The organism is Aporhodopirellula rubra (assembly GCF_014192335.1).
GTDB lineage: Bacteria > Planctomycetota > Planctomycetia > Pirellulales > Pirellulaceae > Rhodopirellula > Rhodopirellula rubra.
This window is the reverse complement of the sequence record NZ_JACHXU010000022.1, coordinates 1-17498: the sequence shown is the minus strand read 5'-3', so window position 1 is coordinate 17498 and position 17498 is coordinate 1. Positions and strand designations below refer to the sequence as shown.

At 53.8% G+C, this 17498-nt stretch carries 12 protein-coding genes; 2 read left to right on the top strand and 10 right to left on the bottom strand.

The window, feature by feature from the left end; all coding sequences use genetic code 11:
• Window positions 1–93: 93 nt before the first annotated feature.
• From FHS27_RS23805 to FHS27_RS23775, 7 genes are all read right to left on the bottom strand, one after another.
• Entirely contained in the window at window positions 94–1380 is a 1287-nt protein-coding gene (locus tag FHS27_RS23805; protein WP_184307723.1) for a sialate O-acetylesterase, read from the bottom strand.
• Window positions 1381–1491: 111 nt separating this feature from the next.
• A complete protein-coding gene (locus FHS27_RS23800; RefSeq protein WP_184307721.1) occupies window positions 1492–4275 on the bottom strand; it encodes a GH116 family glycosyl-hydrolase in 2784 nt (927 codons plus the stop codon).
• 127 nt (window positions 4276–4402) lie between these two features.
• Entirely contained in the window at window positions 4403–5998 is a 1596-nt protein-coding gene (locus FHS27_RS23795) for a sulfatase-like hydrolase/transferase (protein WP_184307864.1), read from the bottom strand.
• Between the two features lie 329 nt (window positions 5999–6327).
• Window positions 6328–7476 (bottom strand): hypothetical protein, encoded by a 1149-nt coding sequence (locus FHS27_RS23790; RefSeq protein WP_184307719.1) that lies wholly within the window; start codon window positions 7474–7476, stop codon window positions 6328–6330.
• A gap of 151 nt (window positions 7477–7627) precedes the next feature.
• Entirely contained in the window at window positions 7628–8602 is a 975-nt protein-coding gene (locus FHS27_RS23785) for a family 43 glycosylhydrolase (RefSeq protein WP_184307717.1), read from the bottom strand.
• Window positions 8595–9572, bottom strand: coding sequence for a family 43 glycosylhydrolase (locus FHS27_RS23780; RefSeq protein WP_246420747.1), 978 nt, complete (start codon window positions 9570–9572; stop codon window positions 8595–8597). The genes FHS27_RS23785 and FHS27_RS23780 overlap by 8 nt, the downstream gene beginning before the upstream one ends.
• Window positions 9573–11273: 1701 nt before the next feature.
• Window positions 11274–11885, bottom strand: a complete 612-nt coding sequence (locus tag FHS27_RS23775) for a hypothetical protein (protein WP_184307715.1) — start codon at window positions 11883–11885, stop codon at window positions 11274–11276.
• A 554-nt stretch (window positions 11886–12439) separates the two neighbouring features.
• Here FHS27_RS23775 and FHS27_RS23770 point away from each other — a divergent pair.
• Both FHS27_RS23770 and FHS27_RS23765 read left to right on the top strand, forming a co-directional pair.
• Window positions 12440–13228 (top strand): hypothetical protein, encoded by a 789-nt coding sequence (locus FHS27_RS23770; protein ID WP_184307713.1) that lies wholly within the window; start codon window positions 12440–12442, stop codon window positions 13226–13228.
• Window positions 13229–13599: 371 nt separating this feature from the next.
• Complete coding sequence (locus FHS27_RS23765; protein WP_184307711.1) at window positions 13600–15165, top strand: IS110 family transposase; 1566 nt, start codon at window positions 13600–13602, stop codon at window positions 15163–15165.
• A gap of 359 nt (window positions 15166–15524) precedes the next feature.
• On the opposite strand, the gene FHS27_RS23760 is transcribed toward FHS27_RS23765, so the two are convergent.
• From FHS27_RS23760 to FHS27_RS23750, 3 genes are all read right to left on the bottom strand, one after another.
• The gene (locus FHS27_RS23760; RefSeq protein ID WP_184307709.1) at window positions 15525–16046 is read right to left on the bottom strand and encodes a hypothetical protein; all 522 of its coding nucleotides are present in this window, start codon (window positions 16044–16046) and stop codon (window positions 15525–15527) included.
• 235 nt (window positions 16047–16281) lie between these two features.
• A complete protein-coding gene (locus FHS27_RS23755) occupies window positions 16282–16554 on the bottom strand; it encodes a hypothetical protein (protein WP_184307707.1) in 273 nt (90 codons plus the stop codon).
• A 609-nt stretch (window positions 16555–17163) separates the two neighbouring features.
• The coding region (locus FHS27_RS23750; protein ID WP_184307706.1) for an IS30 family transposase at window positions 17164–17498 on the bottom strand (335 nt) is incomplete at its 5' end.

The window sequence follows — 17498 nt, the reverse complement described above, 5'->3', positions numbered from 1 at the left end:
GACAAGGAAACTATCAATGGGCGAACCGGGTGCGAGCAACTTCACGCTGCTGCGTCGCGCTCATACTTTACCCGATAGGAACTGGGCTGACACTTACTGAGCCTGATTACTTAACAAAGCTTCCGCAAATGCCTGCCCTGCTTGCGCATGGAATTTGGCACTTCCGTAGTAATGCACAAAGCCACCGGTTCCCGACGCTCGCTCTTTGAATGCGAGTTCTTCGGGTGTGAAGATCTCCGAGGTGTAATCCTCCATGAACCGCTTGATGTCCGCCTGACTCATGGAACCGTCTGCGTTGGGGCCAGACTCGGATTTCTTATAGATGCTCGTCCGCATTCGCTGGACCTTCAGCTGTTTCATCCCAAGATTCCCTAGCTTGTCGTCCCAGAAAGGAGCGGTGGGAACGGCCATGACCGAATCTTTGAATTCGTCGAGTTGAGCCGGCGCCGCCATGGCCCTACGTAGGCGTTCCATCTTCTCTTGGGCATTCGGTGGCCCCGAAAATAGCCCAGGAGTATGATTCCCATTGACGCCAATCACGCCGATTACAAACGGCAGTTCGGGTGCGTTCAAGTCGTTCCGCAGGTCGCGAATCAGGTGACATAACAAGTCGCTGTACGTGGCAAACTGCGCATCTCCCTGCGACGCTGGGTACTCTGCGGTCGCAGCGTAGTCATTCCACCCCTGAAACCAAACAAAGCCCGCGAGCTCATATCCCGCTTCTGGCTCATACTCCGGACAGACGCGTTTGATATCGCCGAGAACTTTTTTCACATGCTCAATCATGTAGCGGTAGTACTTGCCCGAGTATTCGTCGACCTCTGCTTGCTTCGCTTCAAGAACTCCCTTCTCGCGAAACTTTTCGACCAGCTCACCCGGCAACTGGTACTCACCGGCACTCGGCGGTCGGTACTCAAGATGTAGGCTCTTTCCACCCCATGCCGTTTTGATAATCAGAATGGGCCCGTCATAGTGCTGCTCCATCGTGATCCCAAACGTGTACTCCGGTCCAATGCAATCACCAGGCGTGGCCGGATCCTCTCGGCGAAGCCCGTAGCCCGGGGAAAGTTTCCCCAAGCCCTCGCCACCATAGGTCCGGTACTTGCCATTGAGCGATGATATCCAAACACGCTCGCATGTCTTGGGCTTGCCCTCTTCATCGAGCATGCTCTTGAACAACCCAGCGGTCTCCGGATCCTCGCCAATATAGTCGATCGTCGAAATCGCTCCCGTACCGACCATGTTGGACTGCCCCACCAAAACATAAACTCGCAAAGGTTTCTTTTCGCTTTCGGCAAACGAGTTAACCGGACCGAACAGTGCCGCCGTGATTAGCAATACCAAGCCGATTCGCCGGACGTGAGGTTTTTCTAACAGCATCGAAGTTTCTTTTCTAGGAAATTATCTTGGACAGCGTTCATCATGCGGTGCAAAACACGAACGCCGGACGATCGCTTTGTGTGCGATCTGTAAGCTCTCTTGATCGAATCGCTACGACATTTTCACTACCATTATTTGGCCTGCCGAGAGATCGAGTACGGTAGGAAATTCGATGACCGCTCGCTCCGCCTGTAGTTTCCATCGGGCTTCGATGCGATCATCATTCACTGTTATCTCCGCCTTGGTCGCCTCAAATTCCAGACCCGTATCGAGAGTTAACTCTTTCAGCGAGAGTGTGCCGTAGCGCAGTTCAATCGCGTTGTTCTGCCTGCCGCCTTCGATGGTCTGGCTGAAGCGGCCCCATCCTTCCGCCGTCGTGAAGGCGGCTCGGAAGTTCTCCTGTTGCATACGTGGTCCAAACCCAAGCTTGCCCTCCGGTCCATCGTAGCGGTATCCGCACATGGCCATGAAGGCACTGTAGCTTGCCAGGGCTCGGGAGTAATGATCGCCGCATTCGATTTCGTTGTACGGGTTGCGGCTTTTTGGCTGATAGCGATCGTTGATCGCTTTGCCGATGGCGAGCCCCTCCTCGAGCATGCCCTCCCAAATCATCGAGGCGGACACCTGCCACTCAAATCCTGACATGCACTCGTTGAAATAGCGATGAAAATTTGTCTTCTGAGCGTTTTCTTTGCCGTGCGGGAAGGTGCACATGATCAGTCCCGCATCACCTTCCCCTGCAAACCAACGCCCGCTACGTTCCACTGCTCGGAAATCGCCCACGTTCGGCGAGAAGTTGTACTTCCAAAGAGACGCCAGTGCCTTGCGCACCTTGTCTTGAGGCAGAACCGGATCCAGCCCAAGGTTCCGCAACCAGAACTCGCCAAGCACTTGGTCGATGTGGCAGCCCGTCGTTGAGCCGATCGTCTGTTCCGGCTTTCGTTCGGGGATGTGCACGAAGTGGCCGAAGTCTTCGTTCCACAACATGTCGACCATGGAGACAGCCCCCTTGGCAACCAGCGACTCATACCGCTCGGCCACCTTGGGTTGGTCCATCTGCCTCGCCATTTGAGCGGATGCTTTGAGAGCAGCGTGATAGAGATTAATCAGCCAATGAATCTTGCCATACCAAGCTTTATCGAGCGTATTGTGCTGATCACCTGACAGCAGTCCGTCGTGGTCCTTGTCCCATCTTTTGATGACGTAGTCCATCGTCAATCGGGTCCGATCCCAGATGCTTTCGAGGAACCGATAATCGGTCGTCATCTGGCTTTCGCGAAGGACTCGCAAAATGGTCCCGCACTGACCATCGACCGCCTCGCGGAAAGTCTTCGTCGAACAGCGAAAATTCATCGCTCCGCTGTCGTCCTGGAAACTCAATCCAAAGTCTACTTTGTCCCGACACTCGCGTTCGATGACCGGGAACAGCCGTGCCAAGCCCTGGGCATAGTGCCAAACATGAGTGCAGTTGCCCTCACAGCAAGTCACACCTTCGTCGAGCGCGTACCGTCCTTCCTGCATCGCCAAACGCTGAGCGAGTTGGGTTTGCATGCAGTCGATCGGGATGAAGGTTCGCTCCAGGAACCAGTACGGCAACGTCGAGTCGTACCAGGTATCGACCCAGGTCTGTGTCGTGCCCCGCAGCTCGTTTTCGCGTGCGGCGACGGACGCGGCTGAATCGCTCGCATTGGGCCACTGAGTAGAATAATAGTTAACGTCTCGGGTCCATTCCTTACGCCCAAATCCGGTGACATGTCTTGCGTTTGGAAAACGCCACGAGAGCGTGAACGCGATGGTCTTGCTCTCGCCTGATTGCAACTCGACGCTGCGTCCCATCGATGCCAACGCTCGATCGCTGAATGGGCGTTGCTGTACATTTCTAGCGTCGTCGTTGGGTGGCCGAGCATCAAACAGCTCAGTCGCCCCCATCTGGGACCGCATCGTGTCGACCAAGTCCGGTTTCTCATCCCCCAACAGTCCCAGTGCGACCGCCCCAAAATCATTGGCGAGGGCGAAGGGCGTTGCCACATTCTCACTTACACTTTCACCATCCGCACCTTGAATATCGAGGGGTTTCGCCCAGCACTCCACCACCGACAATCCATCCAGTTCGCGATATTGACTTTGCCGCACTCCGTTGTCGTTCTCTTTTCCAGTGCGATAGTTGGAAAAGTTTTCGATCCAACCTGCGATCGCCACTTCCTGCTGCTGGTCCGACACGTTTTGGATCGTGTACCGCATCACAATCACCGGAAAACTGGAATCATCGCGATTCAACGGAATGAACGGTGTGTATGCTTCCAGCTCGACTTTCACGGGGCAGTCCGCGTCAGCATACGTCACCTTCCCCATGGGATACTGGTTTGTGAAGCGGATGTCGCGGAATCCGTCGGAATCGAGAGTGAAGACACGCTTGCTGTCGCTGGAATCAACCTGCAAAGCGAAGCCCTGGTCCATCGGACTGGAGGGAGCATCAGGTTTCAGATACTTGTATCCTTTTCCAACGTCCTCCCACTTCATGTCGGGTTCGCCGTCCAAATTCCAACACCAGAGTCGACCGTCGCCCCCTAGGTAGACTTGCCCTGTGGCGATTCCACTCACGGGCATGCCGATGAATTTCAATTCGCTGCCAGACGCCGTGAGCGGCTTTCCTCGCGAGTACAGGCTATCGATCCATTGCTTGCTCAGTTTCTTGTCAGCAGGAACGATGTGATCGAAGTCGTCTATGGTGAACGGTCCCGCCATGACAGCGGACTGTCTCGCAAAAATCATGCCGGCGGCCAATCCAGAAGTCTTAACGAAATCACGTCGACCAACCGACAAGGGCGTGCATGCACCGCCTGAGGAACAGCAAGCTGTATCGGCAGTCGGTTCAGTCTTTGTTTTTGGATTCATTGGTCATTTTGGTTCTGAAGGGACAGGTCGAATGCAATCCTCAGCCCGATCGGCGAATTGTTATCGAGCTTCGAAAATGCCACAGCAATGAACGGGCTATCGAACATTTCACCGCTTTGATTCCGACCTATTCAATGCGATGATTGACGATCTCACTGTACAATGCTTTGGTTTTCTGACGCAGTTCATTTAGCACACCGGCGTGCTCGGGGTTGTCGACCAAGTTGTCGCGTTCCAGTGGGTCTCGACTCATGTCATACAACTCCTCGATGACGGGGTCGTGCTCGTAGTACACGAAATACTTCCATCGATTCGTTCGCACGCCATGGCTCCGGTAAGACTTGTTACTCTTGATCAAATTCTGATTGGCCGCCACACCGTCGCCTTTCCTGCTAGCGTTAACCATCCCCACTAGAAACAGGTTTTCCATGAAGACAGCGTCTTGCCACGTCGACATGTCCTGAGTTTGATTCAGCACTGTAGTGAAGTCGAAGCCCTGCATGTTCGCGGGCGGAGTAATCCCCGCCAGTGACAAGATCGTAGGTGCCATGTCTACCGACGAAACCAACCCCCTTTCTCGACGTCCACGCTCCGGTGCTTTTGTTCGACCGTCGAAAACGATCAACGGCGCCTTCATGGACTCTTCGTAGAGCAACGCTTTATCGTAGAGTCCGTGCGAACCGTGAAAGCGTCCGTTGTCGCTGGTGAAGATGACGATGGTGTTGTCAAGCATTCCTGTCCGCTCGAGCTTGTCCATTAGCAAGCCAACTTGCTGATCAACGCTATACCCTTGAGCGGCAAAAGCACGCACGAGTCTTTGATACTGAACTGGCGTCGACGTACGGTCAATGTGCATTTGATAACCTCGGGCATTCTCAGCGACGACCTTGGGCAGTCGTTCATTGGGCCCTTCAACCCAGTTTTCGGGAACCGAAAACTGACGGCTCTTGAATTTGCCAACATCAGATGAATCAAAATGCCCTGGCTTCACTGCATAAAAGCTGACCGAAAGACAAAACGGCTGATCCTTGGACTGGGTGTCCAGGAAACGCATCATCGCCTTGCCGTTGCGATACGTTCGGGCGAGCATTTTGCGTCCCCCGTCAGAGTAAATTTGCTGCAAACCTTCATCATTCGCTGGCCAGAATGCCGCCCCGCCGTAAGTATGCGTCCCAAACTCGTCAGCATAAAAATCGAATACATCCCCGACTTGCTTTTGAATGTCGTAATCATTCTTTTTCAAATAGCTCGGCCGCTCTCCATCCTTGGTCACTGAGAATCCGAACTTGCCGATGAATCCGGTGCGGTAACCGGCTTGCTTGAGAAGAGCGGGATAGCTGTTAGCGAAATCGTTTTGGGAAAGGGTCTTGTCGTACGGCGCGGTGAAGCCTACTCGGTGACTCGAAAGATAACGCCCCGTCATCATGGTCACTCGACTGGGCATACAGATCGACACCGCGTAGTAAGCGTTGTCGAAGATCACACCATTTTCCGCCAAACGATCAATGTGATGCGTTTCAAATTCAGGCCGCCCATAACAACCAAAACTATCCCAACGCTGATCATCGGTCATCAGGAAGACAATGTTCGGTCGACGCGCCGCTTCGTCGGCGAAACTCAACGAACAAGACGACAGAACGACACCGGCAAAAAACAGGTGAATGACGCGAGAACTTGAGTGACAATAAAACAAACGACTCACCTCAGGCAGGTAATGAACCATCACCACTATATCCTTTTGTAAAAAAGGCGACTTCACTCAACAAGTTTTTACGATGTGCCAGCCAACCTAAACAAGCGACCTTAGCCCAAACGCCAATTCGGAGCGACGAGTTAGTGTTGCAACCAAATAGGAACGGCCTCTCAATATGGATCAGCAAAGGCGAACACTCACCAGCACTCACCTTCACCGATCTTCGTTTCGGCGGCCGCAACGAACTCGGGGGCTCATCCACGTCCATCAACCACCATCTCCTCACGCGTCGAATAAAGGTGGTAAACCAACCCGTCCTCGCGCGTGCGGCAAAATCCGAAAGGATGCAACTTAACATCTCAGTTCCCCTTATCGCTGGGGATGATCGTGAACCACTTCGTGATCGACTCCTTTCCCTGCCCCTCTACTTTGGCTTGTACCTTAAACGGCTGTCCCTTCTTCACCGAAACGCCCTTCTTAGCGTTGCCATTCAAGCAGTAGGTCACGTCGTTGTCCAAACAAACAAAATCGTAAACCGTATCCTTCCCGTTTGTGCGTTCATTGGTGCTGGCAAACCCGTACAAAACCTCGTCAGGGCTTCGATAGACGCACGCGGCACTCCAATTCTCAACCACTGGAACAAATGCCAATCGCTTACCCAGATTCGCTTTCATGAATGCCGCACGCCCTTTGTTGATTTGGTCCCACCAGCAGACGGAATCAATCCCGAGTTCAGCGCCCACGATCGCTTCCACCAGCGCATGAACTTCGGGATTCATGAACTGTTTTCGGTGCTGCTTCACCAAGTTGATGAACTCGACGTACTGCATCATGTTTCCGCCGAGAGTATGGGTGCTCCCCACTTCGACATTGGCTCGAATGACTTGATACCAATCTGAAGCAGGCTGCGTCGCCAAAGTGCTCGGCCCAATACGCTTTACCTCCGGTGTTGCGCACATTCCGAGCAAGTGATTCAAGTCCGCAGCCTTTCCCATGTTCCACTTGCGGAAATCTGGCTCATTGAAAACCTCCACCGAGACGACTTTATGCCCTTTTGACTCAACATATTGCTTGCTCCTAAGCATGACGTTGAACCAACGATCCACTTTCGCAGTCCCGTCAGAATTTTTATACCAATCAATGATCCCTGCCATGTTGCAAGGGCTAAGCATCACGGGCATTTCTTCATCGACCATATCCACAAATCGCAGAGCCCCGTCCAACTTTTCGATTTGCCCGTCACTCAAACTCCCGTCTTCGTTGGTTTGTTCATGCAGATAGAAACCGATCCGAATGAAGTCAATTTGATCGCCTGCGTTTTTCAACGAAGCTTTGGCGTTGTAATAGTTGACCCAGGTAGCATCGATCCCCCATTCTTTGATGACACGGGGCACTCCCTTATCGCGAGTGTTAAACGTCACGGTCTTGGTCGCCTGCGCAGTCGCAAACGCAGAGAAACCAAGTGACATCGTGACGGCGAGTCCAATCCATGTGGCTCGTTTGTTCATGCGTGCTTCCACTTCCGATCTGAATCGTTTACCGAGTGACGTTCTTTCTTTCGTCCTGAACCATCCGGAGAACGTATAGCAGCGATGGCAGTCGAGGCCTGATCATTCAGCCGCCGGTTCCCAGGAAGGTCGTTCGGCGCATCGTAGTTGTTCATTCCGACCAGATTAAATCATAGCGATGGATGTAGGGGAGTTCTTTGCCTTGGTGCTTACCAATTTCCACGCCCCACTTTATCGGCCCCCCTGTATCCGTGTCCGTGAACGCCTCAGGACGGAAGGCACCACCCGCCCGCGGTCCATCGACGACATTGTGTGTCTTTGCGAAATGGATCCCATCTTCTGCATATTGAACCGTGTTGATGATGTCTGCCGGGCCGGTAGTACCAATCATCGCGGCAACCCCACTGCCCCGAGGCCATGCGAGCACCGCGTGATTGCCCGGTATGACGGGGTTGGCCTCGTGTTTGATGTATGGCCCTTCAGGATTCTCCGCTATAGCCAGCCCCATTTGCGTATGCGCCGGGCTTTTGCCTTGCTGACGGCCTTTGTAGTAAAGCCAGTACTTCCCTTCACGCACCATCAAACAGGCGTCGTCGACGAGCATGCTGTCAAAGTCCTGCGAATCGTCGCTGTTGGTTAACACCGGATTGACAGGCAATCGTTCCCACGGCCCATCGGGCGAATCCGATACTGCGACGCCAATTTTGGAATCGGGAACGAAGCCCTTCCCATAGGAGGTCGTGGTCGCCGTGTAGAAGAGCCAATAACGCCCTTGGGCAACGAGAATATTTGGCGTGAACACGCTACCCGCATCCCAGCTGCCCGCGGATCCACGCGATATTGCCTGTCCCTTTTCTGTCCAGCTCAATCCGTCCGGAGAGGTCGCATACCAGACGGTGGCTTCATAACCAGTTTTCAATCGGCCTCTGGAATACCAGACATAGTAAAGCTCTCCGTGCTTGATGACCTCGCTCGGATCTCGACGCGATACGCCTTTCTCCAACCCGATGCCCTTTAAGGCCGTTCGTTCAGTCTTTACCGTTCCGAACGCCTGATCATCGCCGCTCGCCGAAGAGATCGCAGCCAAACAAGCGAGAAATGTGGCCGTCAAAATGGTCTTACTCATTCTCGTTCGAACTTTCCCAATCGATATCAAATCGCTCGATACAAAGAAGCCTACCCGCTGGAGCCATTTCGACGCCCCACGTCGGAGTTTCACCCTGATTGCTGTCCGTAAAGGCTTCGGGCCGATACGTGCCTGCTGCCTTCGGTCGATCAATCACGTCATGCGTTTTGGTGAAGTGGATCCCGTCTTCCGCATACAGAATACTGTTTGCGATTTCCTTGGGGCCCAGTCCGTCCACCATAGCGACTACCCCCGGACCCTGCGGCCAAACAACAACTTCATGATTCCCTGGAATGATCGGGCTTTTTGGATGCCGGATGTAGGGGCCACCGGGTGACTCCGCAATCGCCAATCCCATCTTCGTTTCCGCTGCGCCTTTGCCCAATTGGCGGCCCTTGTAGTAGCACCAATACTTTCCATCCCGGACAATCAGGCACGAATCGTCAACTAGGTGGCTGTCAAAATCGGATTCATTATCGCTATTTTTCAGAACCGGGTTCGTGGCCAGCTTTTGCCAAGGGCCGTCCGGTGAATCGGATACGGCGACACCGATTTTCGAATCAGGTTTTACCTTAGGACTTTTTGAAATCGCGGTGTAGAACAGCCAGTATTGGTCGTCGGCGACCAGGACATTAGGTGTAAAAACGCTCGCTTCATCCCACGCGCCGGCCTCGCCCTTGCCAACCGCTTCACCCATCTCCGTCCAGCTCATCCCGTCAGGCGATGTTGCGTACCAGACAGTGGCGTTATAGCCGGTCTTGACCAGCCCTCTGGAATACCAAACGTAATACAGGTCGCCTACTTTGATCACATCGCTCGGGTCACGCCGGGAGACGGATTTGTCAGGGCCAATACCCGACAAAGTGGTCCGCGTGAAGAAGGCCGTCCCGTGAGATTGAGCTTGCACCGTAAGCGGAGCAATTCCAATCAGCAGGCAGATAACGCAAGAGAACATCGATATCAATTTCATCGGGGCTAGCTTTGGTGTATAGCGATTTGGGTCGTTAGTGGCAGGGCATCGAGAATGAAGGTCCAACTCCAAACCTCGACATTTCAGAACCATCGGTTTCGAACGACGCCTCGCACTTCCGCAGCGACTTGGCCCTACCCAGACCCACGAAGTCCGCGTTGAGATTGCGTCGCGCCGGCGATCGCAGACAAAAATGCTCGAAGTTACCAAACGCCGACCAGACGTTTGCCTGATCTATCTAGAACGCCGTAACTTCAACGGATTCAGAGAACGCTTCACTCGTGCTTGCAACGACTACCAGCCCGGGCACACGCAAGAACGCGAAACCCAGCCAATATGATTTCACCTGGCAACGCGAATGCTCAACACTCTCGCGAGCCGTTTGTACGTGCCGCTCGTTCACTTAACCCCATGGATTCTGACCTAGCCGAAACGCGTAAGCGAGGACGATTTGCGACCTCAACGTAGGCATTTGCGACATGCGAATTAGAGAAGACACCAGATAGACGTATTCAATCCACGGGCGGGCATTCGCTGGCCCAAAAGAAAGTTCGGAACCGCAGAGACACCGTAGCCAACCGAGGCCCTCGGTCGGCCCACAAACCAACACAGACTAAAAGCCTCAGTCCGCGACAACCCACCCAATTCCCATTCCCCACACCCCAAACAACAAACCAGCACCCCCGTAGCCAACCGAGACACTCGGTCGGCCCCCAAAACAACACGGACTGAGAGCCTCAGTCCGCGACACCCAAACCAATTCCCATTCCCCACACCCTCAAACAACAAACCAGCACCCCCGTAGCCAACCGAGGCCCTCGGTCGGCCCACAAACCAACACAGACTAAAAGCCTCAGTCCGCGACAACCCAACCAATTCCCATTCCCCACACCCTCAAACAACAAACCAGCACCCCTGTAGCCAACCGAGACACTCGGTCGGCCCCCAAACCAACACAGACTGAAAGCCTCAGTCCGCGACACCCAAACCAATTCCCATTCCCCACATCCCAAAAAACAATCCAGCACCCCCGTAGCCAACCGAGGCCCTCGGTCGGCACCCAAACCAACACAGACTAAAAGCCTCAGTCCGCGCCCCCCCAACCAATTCCCATTCCCCACACCTCAAACAACAAACCAGCACCCCCGTAGCCAACCGAGGCCCTCGGTCGGCCCACAAACCAACACAGACTGAAAGCCTCAGTCTGCGACACCCCAACCAATTTCCATTCCCCACACCCCAAATAACAACCCATCACCCCCGTAGCCAACCGAGGCCCTCGGTCGGCCCACAAACCAACACAGACTAAAAGCCTCAGTCCGCGCCCCCCCCCAACCAATTCCCATTCCCCACACCTCAAACAACAAACCAGCACCCCCGTAGCCAACCGAGGCCCTCGGTCGGCCCACAAACCAACACGGACTGAGAGCCTCAGTCCGCGACAACTCAAGCACCAATCCATTCAAACATCGCCCCCCCTCACATCATCTCCATTCGCCCACGTGCAGCTCCCCCAGCCTCACGGGCTAGTCACCGTTCAATCTCAACCAAATGATTTAAATCCCGTCGACGGCACACCGTTCATGCACGCAACTTGCTTAAACAAAGAATTAGCAAACAAAGCGAACCAAACCAACGCTCGAGCAACGATCCGATTTACGCGTTGTCTCGCCGTGCTCGTGATAGGCTAACGATCAGTTATCAATCACTTATTCTCATCTTGATCGTCGGTGCGTCCGGGATCCCTGGGATCTCGATTGTGATCAACCTTGGAAGAATACCACTGCGTTCCATGGCGTCGATCGCCTTCAGTTCCGCGAACGGCGGGAGCATGCGTTCGGTCATCGCCTTCTTGTAAGCGTTCAGCTTCGCACATCCAAAGTAGTTCGACAGATCGCGATTCGATTTCTTCCCCATGATGCGATAGTCAACTTGCCCCGAAGTTAACGTTAGTGACGTGCCGGTCGCTTTGGATTCATACGTTGGATTGAGAGACCACAAAACAAACGAGCGGACGTGCGGAGGAATTGACGCACTACTTGCCTTCGTTCTCTTCTTCGACTGCGCGGCCCACGTTTTGCATTGGGAAAGTGTCACCCATTGGGCTGACGCCTCGTTCCACCAACGATTCTGCTTCAGATCAAAACGCTCCGTCGTATCACCGACAGTCGCGGTCGCGATGCCGTCTTCGATGTCGAGTTCAACGACGTCAAGCTCAATCCCGTTCGACTGCAGATCAATGCGATACTCCTCGCCATTGAGAAAAGGAGCAGACGCAAACCAGATGCAAATCACAAGGGTTAGGTGGTTCATCTTTCGAAAAATTGGCGAATATTCGAGGTAGTCAGCCAGCGGCAAATCGCTCGGCCAGCGTGATCCTACGGACTTTTCACGAACACGACAGCCCACCCGAGTTTGGCTTCGTCATCGTCGGACGGTTGCTGACGCCCCGTGAATCAGCTCGATGCATTCAGGCTTGCGTCGGAGACGGAGGGGCGACTCGAGCACGATGCGGCGCGTTATCGATACTACCCAAGTTGCCTGACTAAACACACCGTCCCGGCGACTCAATCGTTGGATTTGATCGAGCTTCTCGTCGTCGAGACGTTCGATCATTCAACTATGCCAATTCGCCGGAAACGGGATAGGTCATCGTGCCTGTCGCGTTGCAGTTGTTCACCGATCGGGAATCAACGACACAGCGATCTCCATCTCGATGAAAAAGTCCGGCAGCTTTTCACGCACCTTTGCTTTCGCGACTGACGCCGCCAACCGCTCGTTGTATAATGCGTCTTGATGAATCGTTAGGACACTCTAATAGCGATTTCCTCAACCCGTCACGGTCCAAGCGAAAAGAGAGTTTCATCATGTCACCTAAGTGGTTCGTAGTCCTCGCTATGATGGGTGCCGTCCTTGCGCTGCTGTTTACGTCGACATCAACTTACGACGCCCTGATTTCGTTTACCACGTTCAAACCTGGGAACGAGCTCCATTTTTCAGCGCGGCATATTCTTGGGCTGAGTGGCTGGTTGATGATCGTGCTGGGCGTGCTTGCTTTTGCACTGGTTGACTTTGAGAAATCCTCACGGCTTAGCGTGCCTGCATTTTTGGCGACCGCATCGTTTTTCTTGGCCACCGCATGTCTCGCCTATGCAACCTTACAAATGCATGCGGCATTCACAGTGCTCGCCACCTCAGAGGCTCCGAACACTGACGCATTTGTGTCAGACGTCATGAGCACGAAGACGCCACTGTTGGCAGGCTGGTTTACCGTTATCGCCGCTGCGACCTTGGTCTGTGTAGCCAGTCTCAAAGGACGCCCGATCGAAAACGCTAAACGGCAATGGTGGAGTTACTGGAACCTGAAATCACGCTCCCTTTTCCAGCACGCAGTGGCCATCAGCACTGCAGTGCTCGTCGTTGCAGCCATCATCTGGAGCGGCGCGTCGATGATCAGTTTTGAGCAAGCGATCAACTCGGGCAGCGCATCACCCTCTGAATTAGCCCGCAATCTCAATGGACTGATTCGTGCGGATCAGCTTCTTGCGTTGGTCGTTTTCGGCTGCGGCTGTCTCTGCTTGATCGCAATCGCGGTCAGCCATAGGCAGCCAAACGCTGTTGCGGAGTCCACGCTCAACAGTGCGGACGATTCCTAGTTTCTCGTAAACAAACAACGGTGAGTTGAGACATCCTAAGGCAGTTGGCACCGTTTCCCTGAGTTGCCGGTGACCTTCGTTCACAAAGAACGGCTATTCAAGTGGCCGACCGGCTTCGGTGCACTTGATCGCCATTCACTTCCGCTATCCTTGCGCTCATTCAACGCCGTAAACAAGAGTGCGGCAGGCACCCGCTCGGCAAACATCACGTCGTAGATTAAGGCTGCCGAAGAAAAGGTGGCCAATACCGTTGCGGCTAACTGGTACCGCAGACCTGGTATGTCCCCCAGGTTCAATAAAACCAACAGCGGGACCATCCAAATGCTCCATTGGAAGAACTATCAACTTCCTTCCAGCATGGAGACACTCAGATGGCCGCCAAGACCAAGTCTACTCGAAAAGCAAAGAAAGCGTCCTCCAATCGTCGCTACATCGGCAAGCCAAATGGCGTTATTCAAGCACGCGTACGTGACGTCGGACCCGAACGATTCGCTGTCATCTCCGTCGATTGTGCAAAGCGTCGATCCAAATGGATGCTGTGTGACTATTTTGGTCGCGTCATCATTGAGCCAACGAACGTCGAGCACAATTCCGGAGCGTTCAAGGCAATGGTGAACTCTGCTATGGCGGCTTGCCAAGCAGAGGGCATCGTCGATTCGATCGCCGCAGTGGAAATGACCGGCGTGTACCACAGACCGGTCCAAGCGGCATTGCGTCGAGCTGGGTTTGACACGCGTGTCGTACATCCATTTGCGTCTTCGCATTATCGCAAGCCACTGCATCCAGGCAACAAGACTGACGACACCGACCTGGAAGCAATTTTCCACGCGGCGATCAACGGATACGGATTGGCTTCATTGCCGGTCAGCGAAACCTATCTGTCGCTGCAACGACTTTCACGACACCGTCGCAACCTCGTCAAGCAACGAGCGAGGCTGCAAGTTCAGATCAGGGCATTGATGCATCAATCGATGCCTGGCTACGCAGATCTCTGGGAAGAGGACAAGCTATTCAACAAGTCGATTGCGATGCCGATTGCAAAACACTTCTCGTCGGCGGAAGCCGTTAAGAAGGCAAAGCAAACCGGCTTGGTTAAGTACTTGCATAGCATCAAGGTTCGGTTTCAGGAACGCACGCTCGACAAGACACATGCCTGGAGCTTACAAGCCGCTGACGCACCGCCCCTGCAGAAGTTGCTCACCGAACAATGGAAACAGCTCGCCGAAAACCATTCGTTGATGACGAGCCAGATTATCGATATTGAGCAGAAAACAGCTCATTTCCGGGTTCAAACGCCATATGTCCTCCTGTTATCCGTGACAGGAATCAATGTTGTTTCTGCCGGTGAGCTCGCTGGTGAAGCAGGCCCTATTGAGCACTACGGTTCCGCGACAGCGCTCAATGGTCGGGCGTTGCTCTATCCATCTCGCTACCAAAGCGACGAAGTCGATCGCAGTGACTCGATCGCGCGACACGGCAATCGAAAACTACGCGCTGCTTGCATCCTTGTTGCAAAGAACTTGATCAAGTGCCATCCCTACTATCGTGGTCTCGCGGCGGTTTGGGCCAAGAGGAACATCGTTACGGTGGACCGACAATGCCGTATGGCGAATCGCGCCAATCGAATGATATTTCAAATCGTCAGTGGCCGGCAAGTCTGGCGTGGCAAAGGGATCGATCGAGAGTACCTGCTGGCAAAACTGCGCGAGTTCCATCGCCGGCATGGCACAACGCTCGAGGCAACCGTCGCGGACATGAAGAGGGCATTCGAGTGGCTGCCAAAGTCAACCTATGCCGATGAAGCCAAACCGCTAGCGAAGCTCTCAAAGAAACGCCGTGGAAAGACAGCGTCGATCGGTGATTTATTGATCCCGTTGTTGGTTCGTCTTGGAGTCGGCCAATCCAGTGAAGTAGAATCAGAAACGTCTGAAGCTTAGGGTCTCCGTCTGGCTTGTCGTGCTGCTTGCGGCACACTGATAACACCGTCTGACACCGAGGGCAGGCGCGGCTTTTCGAAGCTGCAGTCAACAAGCCCGTGGAAAAAGCGTGGTGCTCTGTCAGCGGTTCAAACGCCGGATAAGACAGTGTGAGGCTCCTAAGCTTCAGATATCTACCAGGGTGGCGAGACTGAACCATCCATGCTGACCGAGACGTGCTCGGTAGCGCACAAGCCATTGGACTTTGAGTCGCAAAAAAGTTACCGTGAGGTAATGCCGCTACCGGTTCGCGCACCGCGTGCGAACCCGAGCAAAACTAAGTTCGGCCATGACAGTGCTTTTCCTCACCGGGTTTGAGTTCACGTTTTGCGTCGGCGTTTGACTGCGATCTCCGCGTCATTAGGCGAATCACCATTCACGACGAAACGCTGGTCGCTTTTCAAGTAGTGTAGCAGGTCGTTGTCCGAGAAAGCCACATAGTCGTGCAACCAAAGTTCAATCTGAAGATCTTCGAGTCGTCGAGGTTTGCGTTTGGGTCGAAGAAAGTCGTAGCAATCATCCGCGACGCTACGATCGAGTCGGATGATGCTTGGTTGCACAGCCCATGGGAAATCGCTCTCCGTTTTCCCAACTGCAAACAATGCGTCGAGAATGTGATGGGAGAACATCCCAATTCCTGGATGATCACGTTCCAACGTCGCGCCGAAATCAATTGCATCTTCGTAATCGCCGTTCAATACAAATGCCTGCATCAAACGTTCCGCAGCGTAAAGGTCGCCCGGCGAGCGTTTCACTTCGTTCTTGCAGTGTGCCACCAAGCCCACGTAATCACGCCGGTCGTGAAAGTCACAATGATCTTTCCATGATTCGAAATCGTGCATTTGTTCAATAGCAGAACGGCAGGGTTTTGCGGGCGGCGGCAAATGACGTGCAAGCAGACAGGAACGGCGACCACCGCCGCTCCGTCAACAACCCATGGTTATCGGCGAATATAGCGGGCAATGATCGAGTATTGGTCCACGAGAGTCGAAAAAAATGACGGAACGTCATCAGCATGAGTCGAGCAAGATCTGCGCGAGCAGAAGCAACACCGGGACGGTGATACGCGTGCAAGCATCATGGGGCAATCCACGGTCGGTGAAGCAATAAGCCAATCAACAGCCCGGAAACACCGCCAACAATCACGTACCGAAGTTCATAGTGTTGCTGGGGTGCAGAAGCGATCGCCGGTGCGAGCGATAGCCCGAGCAATCCGAAGGCGACGGTCCAAGCGAGGGCCTTGGCGATCCGAGTCACAACGACAAGTACCGCGATAATTGGTTTGCCATGTCCGAGTAGCGTCCAGCAAGCGGCAATGGGGTCAGTCAGTCCAATAGCGGCGGATATCACGGGGCACGGAGAGTTGACTATCCATTGGGAAAAAAGCCGCAGGCCGTGCTCCTATGCATGTCATTGTTCCCCGCCGATTTTGATACTAAGTCGAGTAGGTCCACGCAATCGGAACCAGCAAAAAAACCATGTGATGAACGCGAGAATTCCGACCGGCAGCAGGACAGTCGAAACAAACATCGAATAGCGGATAGTGCTCGCAAGCTCATCTGGTGGTGCAGCCGTGCTCCCAGACGCGATTGAATTGAATGCTCGAATCATACCGAAAACAGTCCCGAAGGGCGGAAGTGCAATGCAGCCTATCGCAACAAACCCAGAAACTCGTTTGACCCGACGCAAATAGCAGTTGCCGTCTCGATCAGACGGGGCAATCGAATCGGGCGGCATGTATGGGGTGGGGGTCTTGGACATGAGGGGGACGGCACGCGTCAACGTCGAGAAGGTCTGAGGCAACGGAAGAGTCCGCCGGTCGCAGTCGGGGAACGTCTAAGGTCACCGGGCCGGTCGGGTTGGTTTTCGACTAGCGTTTCCGGATGCTTGCCGTCTCCGGTGCACCGCGTGGTTACTCGCAGGCGTGAACTCAAATCCGAAACGCAATTTTTTTCGAAATCACTGGAACTGAGACATGGGAGTTTGGAAGCGGAGCCTTCGTCGCGGTCGCGAGTTCAACTGCTCTTGTACTTTAGCAACCTGCTGCCAGCTTATGTAGCCATAGTTGAGATGCTTTGGGAAATACTGACGAATCAATCCGTTCGTGTTCTCGTTCGTCCCACGCTGATAGCTCTTGTACGGGTCCGCAAAATAGATCTTCACATTAATCGCGTCACTGATCATCTTGTGATAGAAGAACTCAGTGCCGTTGTCGAACGTCATCGTGCGGATCTTGGACGGATCGATTCCTTTGAACATATCCAGGATACGGTTCATCACCACAGCACTTTGCT